This window comes from Lysinibacillus sp. A1 (genome assembly GCF_000801965.1).
Taxonomy (GTDB): domain Bacteria; phylum Bacillota; class Bacilli; order Bacillales_A; family Planococcaceae; genus Lysinibacillus; species Lysinibacillus fusiformis.
In genome coordinates, this window is the sequence record NZ_JSZM01000024.1 from 18,585 (window position 1) to 31,045 (window position 12,461).

Consider the following 12,461-nt stretch of genomic DNA (forward strand, 5'->3'; position numbering starts at 1 on the left):
GTTATGCCATTGCATATCGTTTTATATCAACCAGAAATTCCAGCGAATACAGGAAATATTGCTCGTACTTGTGCTGGTACAAATACCTCATTACATTTAATTCGTCCACTAGGCTTTTCAACCGATGATAAAATGCTAAAACGGGCAGGCTTAGATTATTGGCATAGTGTGATTGTTGTTTATCATGATTCACTAGATGATTTTATAGCATATTCTAAAGGTGGAGACGTATTTTTAATCGAAACTTATAGTGATGAGCCGTTCACCACACATGATTTTAGTGATAAAGAGCGTGACATTTACTTTATGTTTGGGAAAGAAACCACAGGACTGCCGAAGGAATTTGCGTATGAACGTCGCAATATGTGCTTGCGTATTCCGCAAAGTGATCATGTCCGTTCACTCAACTTATCTAATACGGCTGCGATTGTTATATATGAGGCATTACGACAACAAGGATATCCAGGTTTACATTAATAAAAGCAGTTCTCAACACTTGTGAGAACTGCTTTTTACTAAAGTTTTAATAATACGACATTTCCAGCCGGGTCCTCGGTTTGGAATCCACCGTCCATATCGATAACAGGTGCACCCATCGCACGAAGGTTTGCTTTCATTATTGATGCTTGTTCTTCATTATCTAAACGCAGTGAGTACGTTTTTAAGCCTACTTGGTTTTCGCCAAGCTTTGGAGCATTTTCTGAGTGCCAAGTGTTTAGGCCAATGTGATGGTGATAGCGCCCTGTAGAAATAAATAATGCCTGAGAACCATAGCGAGCCACAATATCATACCCTAAGCCATTTGTATAAAATTGTTCAGCCTCTGCCAAGTTAGAAACAGATAAGTGAATATGTCCCATGACTGTACCAGCAGGAAGGCCATTCCAATTTCCATCACCTTCTTCTAAAATCGATCGAATATTTAGGGGCTCTGTCACCATATGCACTTGCTCCATATGCCATCCCCATTCATTTTCAGGACGATCTACGTATACCTCAATACCATTATCATCAGGATCATTTAAATAGAGTGCTTCACTGACAGCGTGATCAGAAGCCCCAAGATATACTCCTTTTTCATGAAAATGCGTGATAATATTTGCCAAATCACGACGAGTTGGCAAGAGTAGTGCAAAATGATAAAGTCCAGTCGTCCTGCTCAGTTTTTCTTCCACTGTGTCTGGTTGTACTATTGTTAATAGTGCAGTATGTCCATCCGCTGTTAAAGTAGCTTTATGTGATTCTTGGTGTAAAACGTTGAAGCCAATAACGTCTTGATAAAATGCTAAAGAACGTTGTAGATCACTTACTTTTATTTCAACATTTGTTACATATGTGTTAGGTTTTTCATGGAAATGCATATAGAATACCTCCGGTAAGTTATTTTTATTCATTTAGTTACTTTATGTAAGTTAGTTTATTTTAATAATAACCGAAAGTCAAGTAAGGAATGTTATTGTTCGACAAAAAAAGAAAATCACTAAGCACATCTAATGCTTAGTGATTTTCTCGAGGTATTATTTATCCGCTTTGTAATCGCCTTCGTACCCAGCAGTAAAAATAGCTGTTAAGAAAGCAACTGTTACACCAATGATTAATAATAGTTTCATGGAAGTAACCCTCCTCATGTAATAAAGACATCTCTATTTAGTATAGCCTATCTACTATGAAAATGAAACGACATACCTGAATAAAATATGTCAGAAATGGTTCAAACGTATAGTTATCGGGAAAACTATTAAGGAGGTGATTCATATGAAAAAAAAAGTGCCAAACATTGAAAATGGTACGATGGCGAGAGATATGAAGGAATTAAAAGATTTGGGCAAACAAATGGAACATTTACGTGATGGTCTAGAGCTTGCGGAGGATGAGCGTATTGCTGACCCTATTCAATTGGAAAGTATCGAGGAAAAGGATGAATAGTGGTGAAGAACAGTAGCTTCCTTATTTTTCTTAAATCCAATTTTTTGTATAATGGTACTAGGAAAAAGAAAGGGGTTGTGATTTGTGAATTTACAATCATCGAAAACATTATCAAATGGAGTAGAAATGCCTCGCTTCGGCTTAGGTGTTTATAAAATGACAGATCATGAAGAAACATTACAATCCATCGATACAGCGCTGAAGGTTGGTTATCGAGCTATCGATACGGCATCATTGTATGGGAATGAAGCAGAGGTAGGAGAAGCTATTCGTCATTCAGGTGTACCACGTGAACATATTTTTGTTACCACAAAAGTATGGAATAATGACCAAGGATATGATCAAACCTTACGCGCTTTTGAAGTATCGCTGAAGAAGCTTAATATGGATTATGTAGATTTATATTTAACTCATTGGGCTGTTCCTGAAACATTTGTGGAAACCTATCGTGCCATTGAACGCCTATATGATGAAAAACTAATTCGTGCAACAGGTGTGTCGAACCATCATGAGCATCATTTAGAAAAAATACTGACAAAGGCCAATATTGCTCCAATGGTTAATCAGGTGGAGATGCATCCATATTTACAACAACAAGCATTAAGCACATTTTGCCATGAACATCAGATTGCAGTTACTGCATGGTCACCGTTAGGACGAGGTGGGGTACTTGATGATTCTACTATCGTAGAAATTGGCAAGGAGATCGGCAAGTCGGCTGCTCAGGTAGTGTTACGCTGGCATTTACAAAATGACACATTGATTATTCCTAAATCGGTGACACCTAGTCGAATTGCAGAAAATGCACAGATTTTTGACTTTGAATTAACACAGACTCAAATGGATAAGATAGCGTCATTAAATCGTAATCAACGATTTGGACAAGATCCTGATCATTTCAAATTTGATTTTTAGTTCTATAAATAAAATCCCGCTCTCGTAATAGAGAAGCGGGATTTTTGTTTATTGCTCGTCCTTGACTGTAATGCGTTTATTTAAAAATGGATGGTCAAATTCTAATTGGATAGCATGGAGTTCATAGTCATCACTAACCGTTTCTCTTGCACCGTACATCGTATCACCAATAATAGGATGGCCGATATAGGCTAAATGGACACGAATTTGATGTGTTCGACCCGTTTCTAGAATCAAATGGACCACACAAGAATTTTTGTAGCGTGAAACAACTTCATAATGTGTCACTGCATGCTGCCCAGTCTTGGACACGACCCGTCTAGAAGCATGATGTCGATCTTTACCAATAGATTCGGAAATGGTACCTGATGAGGAGCGTATATTTCCTTGTACTTCTGCCGCATACGTTCGAATAATAGATTTTTCTTCAATCATTCGGTCAAAAATTGATTTCGCTAAAGGATGCTTGGCTACGAGTAATAAACCTTGTGTCCCTTTATCTAGTCGATGGACATGCTCTGCATACATACCACCTTGTTGTTGAATATGCGCCATAACATGGTTCATACATGTATGGGTATCTCGGTCATCATTAGGGTGGGTTGCCATACCCTTTGGCTTCGATACGATTAAGCAATGATCATCCTCATAAACGATATCAATTGCACAAACAGGGGTCGGTTTATAGCTAGACGCTGGGATTGGGAATGTAAATTTAACAATAGTGCCTACTTGTAAAGGCGTATTCCATTGAACAAGCTCATCATTTTCTAATGTAATAGCTTTTGCCATACGTAGTTCATGGACGAGCTTTTTGCCTAGTCGCCAATGATTACGTAACAGTTCCTCAATCGTTAAGTGATCTTCATTGAATGTATAAAGAAACATTAATCTTCCTCCGTAGAAAAGACCGTATTCCAATTGTAGAACACGGTCCCTTGATTATTTTGCAGCTTTTGTAGCTTTTATTAAATAAAAGCTTGCCCCTGCAATTAAAATAAATGCAGTTAATGCTAAAAATGGAATAGTAATAAAGCCTAACCAGTTAATATATTGACCTGTACATGATACGGCGCCACAAGAAGGGGCATTATCCGCTAAAAAACTAAGCTTTTGAATGCCGTAATGATAGAGTGAGATACAGCCTCCGATAACAGAGAAAACCGCTGTTGTGACAGCAATACGAGCATTTTTTTGTATGAAGGCTACAGTGGCCATAATGACGATGGGATACATAAAAATACGCTGTATCCAACATAATTTACACGGTTCATAATGACGAATTTCAGAAAAGTATAATGAACCCAGTGTAGCTACAGCTGAAACTATCCATATAAATAATAAGCCATTTTCCTCTTTTTTAGACATGTCGATTCTCCCCTTTATAAAAACACTACTTGTACGATTATAGTTGTTCTAGTTTTATATGTAAATTAACTTACGCAAAATAAGGAAGATAATTTCAGTCTAAAGTATGAACGGCTAATGAAGACGAGCCTAATGCCTTAATGGTATCATTAACAATAGTAATGCTAAAGAAGAGGTGTTTTCGTGAAGGAAAATGAGCATTCCAATATAAGTATATTAAAGGAAATTGCAGAGCTATTAAATGAAGAAACTGAAATCGTTACGATGCTAAAAGGGGCCCTTATCAAATTTTTAAATGGCACGAATTTTGAAACAGGCTGGATCTTTTTTATTGATGCAAAGGGACGCTCGGAGCTTGTTGTTCATGAAAATTTACCTGAGGCATTGGAATTTAACAACTGTCATTATTTAAAAAAAGGTGGCTGTTGGTGTGTATCGCGTTATCGTAATGAGGAGCTAAAAAAGGCATCTAATATCATTGAATGTCAACGCATTGAAAGTGCCATTGCAGCTAATGTTGGGGATCATGAAGGAATCACCCATCATGCCACAGTGCCCCTTCAATCTGGCCAAGAACGTTTTGGTGTATTAAATGTTGCCTCAAAGGATACGGTACGCTTTTCAGAGGAGGAGCTAGCCCTATTGGAGTCGGTAGCATTTCAGATGGGTTCTGCTATAAAGCGAATTTTACTCACGAAACAAGAGCAGGAAATGGCCCTTGTAAAGGAGCGCAACCGTCTAGCAAGAGATTTACATGATTCTGTCAATCAACTATTATTCTCGGTTACGCTAACGGCGAGAGCTGGAATTGAAATGACACAGGATAGCGATGTGAAAGAAACATTTAAAGAGATACAGCATTTAACACAGGATGCGCTAACAGAGATGCGGGCATTGATTTGGCAGCTACGACCAAAGGGATTGGAAAATGGCCTACTGGAAGCGATAAAAGTATATGCTGAGATGCTTGGCTTAAAATTACATGTTACGGTTTCAGGAGTCCTACAATTTCCATCGCGGATTGAAGAGACATTATTTCGAGTAGCTCAAGAGGCTTTAAATAATGTGAGACGCCATGCAGGTGTTTTAGAGGCAGCACTTTATATTACCGTCACATCTACAGATATTTTATTAGTTATACGCGATGAGGGTCGAGGATTTGTCATTGACAATAATACGAAGCTACTGTCAATGGGCTTACAATCCATTAAGGACCGTGCAAAATCAGTGGGTGGCACTGCCGACTGGGTAAGTGAAATGGGCAAAGGTACGGAGCTGCTGATCCGCTTGCCATATTAAGGGGGAGAGGACATGATACGTGTATTAATTGCAGACGATCATCACGTAGTGCGTCGAGGGTTACTGTTTTTCTTAAAGACACAAAAGGATATTGAGGTTGTTGGAGAGGCGAAAAATGGACATGAAGCCGTATCATTAGCAGAAAGTATCCAACCAGACATTATTTTAATGGATTTAGTGATGCCTGAGTTGGACGGCATACAGGCGACAAAGCGCATTAAAGCAAAATTTCCAAAAATAGAGATTTTAATGCTGACAAGCTTTTCAGATCGGGACCATGTTGTCCCTGCAATGGAGGCTGGGGCTGCAGGCTATCAATTGAAAGATATTGAGCCAGATGAATTGGTCTTATCTATTCGTCGCATTATGCGTGGCGAAAATACATTACACCCAGAGGCTACAACCACGCTTGAAATGGATCGCCAGGAGGCACAGAATGCCCCACATTCGTTAAATCCATTGACACCTCGTGAGCAGGATGTGCTGGCAGAGCTAACAAAAGGGAAAAGTAATCGAGAAATTGCATCCTCATTATTTGTTACAGAAAAAACAGTTAAAACTCATATTTCTAATATATTTACAAAATTACAAGTACAAGATCGTACCCAGGCTGCTTTATATGCGGTTAAACATGGTTTGACAGAGGGTAGTGGTAGCTAAAGCAAAACGACGAGTTTCTACAATATTGTAGGAGCTCGTCGTTTTTAGTTTGGTTATTTACTTTCCACAAATAACTTTTTTGATATTTCTAATAAAGTAGAACTTGGAGCTAATGCTAAATCCTCTTTTAGTTTTTGTTTATACGTTAGGAAAATTTTGTGCGCCTGCTCATGAAGACCTGCCTGTATTAATGTGTATAAATAGTGCTCAATTTTTTGTTCATTATAGGGATCATATTCTAATAAAGCATGCAAAAATTCTATGGCTTTATCAGTATCTGAAAAGACTGTAGTTTGGAACCCTTTTTCTAATATCTCTATGTATGATTTCGTTAATCTATCCTTATAGGCTTTTGCCCATTCATAATCATCAAATACAAATAAACCATTTTTATAAATTGCTAGACATTGATGAATTAAAGAAAGAGAAGGAAATTCTAATCGTGAAAAATCCTCATGAAGTTTTTGAAAATCATATAAGTCACACACGAGGCTTGGTTTTTCAAAGATATAGTATTTATTTGAAAAAACAATACAGTTTTCATAGCCAATCGTATTTAATGTTTTCCTTAAGTACGACAAGGCTGTATGAAGATTTGATTTGGCTCTTACATAATCTAAATCTGGCCAAAGAATTTCAATTAAATAATCTCGGTGAATAGGAATATTTGGATGCAAAATAAAATAAGCAAATAATTCCTTCGTCTTCTCAGTTTTAAATGCTACTAAGCTTTTATTGCTATAAACAGCAAATTGATCAAAGCATTGTACGTTTAATAACGTTTGAGTTGCCTGTTGAAGCATTTGCTGTATAGAAAATTCATGCTCAATACGTGTCACTGTTTTTTCTAAACGAGCATGGCTGATGGGTTTTAATAAATAATCAAGTCCACCAATTTCATAGGCTTGTAAAGCAAATTCATGATGGGAAGTAATAAAAACAACACTGATATGTGGACGCTCTGTTTTAATAATGTCCGCTACTTCAAGTCCAGAAAGTTCTTTGAGTTTTACCTCTAAAAATAGAACCTCAAATTCTATCGAGGGTAGCTCATTAAGAAATACTTCTACACTCGTAAAGGTTTGAATAATTTGTATTTGCTGAAATACTTGTAGTTTATTTTGAAAATAGTGTAAAGCTAAAGGTTCATTGTCTATTAAAACGGCTCGAATCACATCAAACTCTCCTTTTTACAATTAAATTGAAAACCATTAAACTCTAGTTCATTTTGGTTGAAAAGGCTTTCTATATATACTGAAGGGCATGAAAAGTTAAAATCACTTAATTTTCTCTATTAAAAATTTGATACTAAAATAAAGCAATTTATAGTAGGTCTTCCACAGGCGAGAGTTAGTAATCCTGTGGGGGTGTCACATCACGCCAAATCCCTTCTTAGAAAGTATTCGCCGTTCATTATATAGAAGAAAGAAGTTATTTATTTGTGTTAAGAGAATTGAAATAATTGTTTAGGCGTTTATGTATCAAACTATTCTTATAAAAAATTGAAATAGTTTATATTTAGTAGGAATATAAAGCTGTAAGAGATCGACTTTAAAAAGTAATATTTTTTCTTATATTGTAAAAATAGTATAATGATTGTAATAATTAATCAGGCGTAATTATAGTACATTTGTCTTAAATAAAACTAAAAAAGTACTTAAAAAATACTTAAAAATATAGGATGATAGTAATTAAAATGCATTTTGCTGAGAAAAAAATAAGATCTATGAAGAAAGGGGCTTCGCTATGAAATTAGAGCGTCTGCTTACAATGATAATGATATTAATCAATCGAAAAAAGGTTACCGCACAAGAATTAGCAGAAGCATTTAATGTGTCGGTTCGTACTATTTATCGAGATATTGAAACACTAAGCTGTGCAGGGGTACCCGTGATTAGCCAACAAGGAGCGCACGGAGGAATTAGCTTAATAGACGGTTATCGTGTAGATAAACAGATTTTAACAAAGGATGAGCTTGCGTCTCTGACAATTGCCATTAAAAGTGCTTTGACTACCTATGAAGATTCACATGCAGAAGCTGTTCTTGAAAAGCTAACTAGTATTGCAGATGATCATGTCAAACAATCGATGGACCACCTATTTATAGATCTGAGTCCATGGGGGCCAAATATACTTTTTAAGGAGCATATTACGATTTTAAAAAGTGCTATAGAAAATAGACATTGTGTAAGCTTTAACTATTCGACGACACATGGAGAATTAACAAGGCGAGTAGTTGAACCGCATACATTGGTTCAAAAAGGAAAGACTTGGTATTTATATGGCTATTGCACGTTAAGAATGGACTTTCGACTCTTTAAACTGGCAAGAATTAAAAACTTAATGCAAGAAGATCTACACTATGAGCGGAAGGAAATTAATTTAAGTGAACTTCCATGGGGGAAAGAATGGTATCAGCCACAAAACGTAGTCGATTTAGTCATTAGTTTTGATATGGCTGTGACGACATTAGTGGAAGAATCCTTTGGAGTAGAATTTGTTAATCATAAGCAGGCCAAAATTAATATATCTATACCAGAGGATGAGTGGCTGTACGGCTTTTTACTTAGTTTTGGCAATCGTATAAAAGTAATAGAACCGCCTCATATAAGAGACATTCTTCAAAAACGTGCTCAGGAAATTGTTCAAGTATATAAAAATCCAGATAATAGTTGACAGACAGTTGTCAGGTTTCCTTTGCTATAGTAAGGACAAATAAAGCGAAGGGTGGAATCAAACATGATGCAAAACTATTGTCAAAGCTGTGGAATGCCTCTAACAGATGAGGTTTTATTAGGAACGGAAAAAGAAGGTCACAAAAATCAAGACTATTGTACATATTGTTATGAGGGGGGGACTTTTAAACAACCCGATTTAACCGTTGAAGCAATGATTGACATTTGTGTGCCACATTTAAAGAAAGATGGCATGCCTGAAAAGGATGCCCGTCATATGCTTACATCTTTTTTGCCAAGCTTAAAGAGATGGAGAAAACAAGAATGGTCAGAACCAAAAATTATAAAAAGAGAGGCATTTCAAATCATAGGAATTTCGACGGAAACAAGCAATGCCAATGAAAGGACAGCGCAAGCCAAAATCCCGCAATTATGGCATGATTTTTATGAGCAAAATATTGTTGACCAATTATCTAAGTTGGATAATCAAAGCGTGTACGGTTTGTATTCGGACTATGAAACTGATGTAAACGGCAATTATTCCATAACACTTGGTGTAGAAGCCTCATTGAACACAGCACCTTCTGATTTAGTCATCAAGACTATTCCAGCAGCCAAATATTTAGTATTCACATCACAGAAAGGAAAAATGCCGGAGATTGTTATCCAAACATGGCAAGAAATTTGGGCATGGTTTGCAAATTCTGAGGTGAAACGAACATATACTGGTGATTTTGAACTGTATGATGAACGTTGTGCAAACCCACAAGAGGCCCAGGTGGAAGTTTATATCGCTATTAAATAAAAATAAGTCTCTTACCAATCAATTGGTAGGAGACTTTTCATCGTTTGGAGGGGGAACTATTTCAATATGAGGTTCGATATGCACGAGAACCTGACAAAAACGATTTTCTCGCAAGATGGTACGTTCGATTTCTTCAGTAATGCGGTGACTGTCAAAAACATTTAAATAGGGGTCAACCGTTACGGTTATGTCGATAAAATACATATTACCATGAGCGCGGCCTTTAAAGTCTAAGAGCTCGATCACACCGTCCACATTACGGATTAGGAATGATAACGTTTCCACTTCATCGATATCAAATGCATCTGTAAGACTTTGAACAGCCTCCCAAAAAATTTCTACTGCTGTTTTAATAATTAAAAAGGCAACGATAAGAGCTGTGAGAGAATCGATAATGGGAAAACCAAAAATCGCACCAAAAATACCTATTGCAGTGCCGATGCTGACAAATGCATCTGAGCGATTATCAAAGGCGGCTGCTTTGACAGCGGAGCTTTTTATTTTTTTAGAAAGTGCCAAATTATAGCGATAAACGATATACATGACAGCACCACTACCTATCGCTACAAATGCTGTTAAGAGGGAAGGCGTTGTGCCAGGTGGTGCCCATAAGCTTTTTAAAGAATTAATTAAAACCTGGAGACCAACAACAAGCATGATGAATGATGCTACTAAAGAGGCAATGGTCTCAGCACGCAAATGCCCATATTGATGATTGGAGTCGGGCGGTCTTTGAGCAATGCGTAAGCCAATCAAGACGGCGATAGAAGCGATAATATCCGTGGTGTTATTTAAGCCATCTGCCTTTAACGCCTCAGAGGTGCCGATATAGCCAATCGTTAGTTTGATAGAGCTTAGGATTAAATAAGTCCCAATGGATAACCAAGCGCCTTTTTCCCCTTCACGTAAATTTGTATAGAGCTCCATTTTGTTTCCCCCTCGCAAAATTTTCGGACATTAGAAAACGACTCCCTTTTTAAAAGGGAGTCGTTTATATCTATTATCACGGTATTAACTCCCACCTATATAAGGTGTGAGGAAAAGTCCATATTTATGAATCTTACTCAGTAACAGCGTCAAATTCATTTGATAAATCACTTTCAGGTAACTTCAGAACTTCTAAGTATAAAATATGGTGACCATCTAATTCTTTTGCAATAAATTCATAACCTTGCTCCTGAATGCTGTCGCCTTCGACTGCATCGAAGCGTTTTGTCATAAACCAACCACCGATAGTATCAATATCATCATCTTCTATGTCAGTACCTAGCATATCATTTACATTTTCAAGAAGCATTTTGGCGTCTAAAATAAAATGATTATCTGCTATTTCTTGTACCTCTGGGATTTCATCTTCGTCGAATTCATCTTGAATATCGCCGACAATCTCCTCAATAATATCTTCGATCGTCACTAAACCAGATGTTCCGCCATATTCATCCATTAAAATGGCCATATGAATACGTTCACGTTGAATTTTGAGTAATAAATCGTTAATTTGCGTTGTTTCCATCACTCGAATGATTGGTTGCATATAGTCAATAACTGGTTTATCCCCATTTTTCGGGTCTTTAATGTAAGCGGTTAATAAATGCTTCATATTAACTAAACCAATAATATGGTCTTTATCGCCGTCAATAATTGGATAACGAGTATATTGTTCAACACCCATTAAATCAAATACCTCTTTAATTGTCAGTTCTTTTTCAATGCCGACAATCTCTGTTCGAGGAACCATGATTTCCTTTGCAAGACGATCTGAGAACTCAAAAATACTATTTACATATTCATATTCTGAGTTATTTATTTCTCCACCCTTTAAACTATCCGATAAAATCATACGTAGTTCTTCCTCTGTATGAGCTACTTCTGATTCCGACATCATTTTTAAGCCGAAAAGGCCAGTTAAGCCACGGGCAGATCCGTTTAATAACTTTATGACTGGATACGTAATGTTGTGGAATAAAATTAATGGGCCAGAAAAGTTTAATGTGACAAGTTCTGCTTTTTGGATGGCTAATGTTTTTGGCGCCAATTCCCCAATAACAACATGCATAAACGTTACAATTGAGAATGCAACTATAAATGAAAGGATAGATGTTATACTACCATTCAAATTTAGAAATTCAAACACTGGGTGCAAAATAATTTCGAATGTAGGCTCACCTAACCAACCTAAACCGAGTGCAGTGATGGTAATACCTAACTGACATGCAGATAAGTACTCATCTAAATCTGAAACAACACGTTTTGCATTTTTCGCCTTCTTATGCCCTTCTGCGAGCAATTGATCAATGCGGGTAGTTCTCACTTTAACGATTGCAAATTCTGTTGCAACGAAAAATCCTGTCATTATAATTAGTAGGGCGAATGCCGCCAACCTAATGGTTATCTCCAATATGTCTCCGTCCAAATAATTCCTTTGTTCCCGCCCAAATGAGGGAAGTAAACAAAGTGTACACCTCCTATGATTTAAAAAATTGTTGGATGTTTCAATAATAAATTATTTAAAAGAAAAACACAAATATTGACAACAACTTTTTATGTTCATATTCTATCCCTGTAAAAAGTAGCTAGTTTCACAAGCAAAGTGATTGTAAACGTGATTGCAATATGCTAACTTAAATTGAGCAAAGATAGTTTGTTTAGGGAAAGAAGCATTTTGCATCTTATATAATACGACACGTCAAAAATCTCAAGAGTGCTTTTACTTGCGGATTTTTTTAAATGAATTATTTTTTATAGCTAAAGGAGAGACTCGATCATCAATTGAGACTTTCCTTTTTTTGGTGAGAATAAACTTAGAAGGAGCA

At 36.7% G+C, this 12,461-nt stretch carries 13 protein-coding genes; 7 read left to right on the forward strand and 6 right to left on the reverse strand.

Features of this window, described 5'->3' with window-relative positions:
- The first annotated feature begins 3 nt into the window (after positions 1 to 3).
- Positions 4 to 477, forward strand: coding sequence for a tRNA (uridine(34)/cytosine(34)/5-carboxymethylaminomethyluridine(34)-2'-O)-methyltransferase TrmL (trmL, locus tag PI85_RS18395; RefSeq protein ID WP_036120419.1), 474 nt, complete (start codon positions 4 to 6; stop codon positions 475 to 477).
- Positions 478 to 515: 38 nt separating this feature from the next.
- Here the strand turns inward: trmL and PI85_RS18400 are convergent, their stop codons facing one another.
- A complete protein-coding gene (locus PI85_RS18400; protein ID WP_036120417.1) occupies positions 516 to 1,361 on the reverse strand; it encodes a VOC family protein in 846 nt (281 codons plus the stop codon).
- A gap of 394 nt (positions 1,362 to 1,755) precedes the next feature.
- Between PI85_RS18400 and PI85_RS24715 the strand changes: the two genes are divergently transcribed.
- Entirely contained in the window at positions 1,756 to 1,926 is a 171-nt protein-coding gene (locus PI85_RS24715) for a hypothetical protein (RefSeq protein WP_008173412.1), read from the forward strand.
- A gap of 84 nt (positions 1,927 to 2,010) precedes the next feature.
- Positions 2,011 to 2,841 (forward strand): aldo/keto reductase, encoded by an 831-nt coding sequence (locus PI85_RS18405; protein WP_036120416.1) that lies wholly within the window; start codon positions 2,011 to 2,013, stop codon positions 2,839 to 2,841.
- A 48-nt stretch (positions 2,842 to 2,889) separates the two neighbouring features.
- On the opposite strand, the gene PI85_RS18410 is transcribed toward PI85_RS18405, so the two are convergent.
- Positions 2,890 to 3,729 (reverse strand): RluA family pseudouridine synthase, encoded by an 840-nt coding sequence (locus PI85_RS18410; protein WP_036120414.1) that lies wholly within the window; start codon positions 3,727 to 3,729, stop codon positions 2,890 to 2,892.
- A 54-nt stretch (positions 3,730 to 3,783) separates the two neighbouring features.
- On the reverse strand, positions 3,784 to 4,209 hold the full coding sequence (locus tag PI85_RS18415) for a disulfide oxidoreductase (RefSeq protein WP_008173406.1): 426 nt from the start codon (positions 4,207 to 4,209) through the stop codon (positions 3,784 to 3,786).
- Positions 4,210 to 4,392: 183 nt separating this feature from the next.
- Here PI85_RS18415 and PI85_RS18420 point away from each other — a divergent pair, with 183 nt between their 5' ends.
- A complete protein-coding gene (locus tag PI85_RS18420) occupies positions 4,393 to 5,508 on the forward strand; it encodes a GAF domain-containing sensor histidine kinase (protein ID WP_025117285.1) in 1,116 nt (371 codons plus the stop codon).
- Between the two features lie 12 nt (positions 5,509 to 5,520).
- On the forward strand, positions 5,521 to 6,168 hold the full coding sequence (locus PI85_RS18425; protein ID WP_008173403.1) for a response regulator transcription factor: 648 nt from the start codon (positions 5,521 to 5,523) through the stop codon (positions 6,166 to 6,168).
- A 53-nt stretch (positions 6,169 to 6,221) separates the two neighbouring features.
- On the opposite strand, the gene PI85_RS18430 is transcribed toward PI85_RS18425, so the two are convergent.
- Positions 6,222 to 7,343 carry a response regulator gene (locus PI85_RS18430; RefSeq protein ID WP_036120411.1) on the reverse strand — a complete coding sequence of 374 codons (1,122 nt, stop codon included), beginning with the start codon at positions 7,341 to 7,343 and terminating at the stop codon, positions 6,222 to 6,224.
- 571 nt (positions 7,344 to 7,914) lie between these two features.
- Between PI85_RS18430 and PI85_RS18435 the strand changes: the two genes are divergently transcribed.
- The gene (locus PI85_RS18435) at positions 7,915 to 8,844 is read left to right on the forward strand and encodes a YafY family protein (RefSeq protein WP_036120409.1); all 930 of its coding nucleotides are present in this window, start codon (positions 7,915 to 7,917) and stop codon (positions 8,842 to 8,844) included.
- A 63-nt stretch (positions 8,845 to 8,907) separates the two neighbouring features.
- Positions 8,908 to 9,648, forward strand: coding sequence for an effector binding domain-containing protein (locus PI85_RS18440; protein WP_036120406.1), 741 nt, complete (start codon positions 8,908 to 8,910; stop codon positions 9,646 to 9,648).
- An 18-nt stretch (positions 9,649 to 9,666) separates the two neighbouring features.
- Here the strand turns inward: PI85_RS18440 and PI85_RS18445 are convergent, their stop codons facing one another.
- Both PI85_RS18445 and PI85_RS18450 read right to left on the reverse strand, forming a co-directional pair.
- Positions 9,667 to 10,575 (reverse strand): cation diffusion facilitator family transporter, encoded by a 909-nt coding sequence (locus PI85_RS18445; RefSeq protein WP_036120403.1) that lies wholly within the window; start codon positions 10,573 to 10,575, stop codon positions 9,667 to 9,669.
- Positions 10,576 to 10,708: 133 nt separating this feature from the next.
- A complete protein-coding gene (locus PI85_RS18450; RefSeq protein WP_191967647.1) occupies positions 10,709 to 12,028 on the reverse strand; it encodes a hemolysin family protein in 1,320 nt (439 codons plus the stop codon).
- Between the last annotated feature and the right edge of the window lie 433 nt (positions 12,029 to 12,461).

Coding starts and splice junctions, on each gene's coding strand:
- trmL (WP_036120419.1), top strand. CDS start 4: ATGCCATTGCATATCGTTTTATATCAACCAGAAATTCCAGCGAATACA.
- PI85_RS18400 (WP_036120417.1), bottom strand. CDS start 1,361: ATGCATTTCCATGAAAAACCTAACACATATGTAACAAATGTTGAAATA.
- PI85_RS24715 (WP_008173412.1), top strand. CDS start 1,756: ATGAAAAAAAAAGTGCCAAACATTGAAAATGGTACGATGGCGAGAGAT.
- PI85_RS18410 (WP_036120414.1), bottom strand. CDS start 3,729: ATGTTTCTTTATACATTCAATGAAGATCACTTAACGATTGAGGAACTG.
- PI85_RS18415 (WP_008173406.1), bottom strand. CDS start 4,209: ATGTCTAAAAAAGAGGAAAATGGCTTATTATTTATATGGATAGTTTCA.
- PI85_RS18425 (WP_008173403.1), top strand. CDS start 5,521: ATGATACGTGTATTAATTGCAGACGATCATCACGTAGTGCGTCGAGGG.
- PI85_RS18435 (WP_036120409.1), top strand. CDS start 7,915: ATGAAATTAGAGCGTCTGCTTACAATGATAATGATATTAATCAATCGA.
- PI85_RS18440 (WP_036120406.1), top strand. CDS start 8,908: ATGATGCAAAACTATTGTCAAAGCTGTGGAATGCCTCTAACAGATGAG.
- PI85_RS18445 (WP_036120403.1), bottom strand. CDS start 10,575: ATGGAGCTCTATACAAATTTACGTGAAGGGGAAAAAGGCGCTTGGTTA.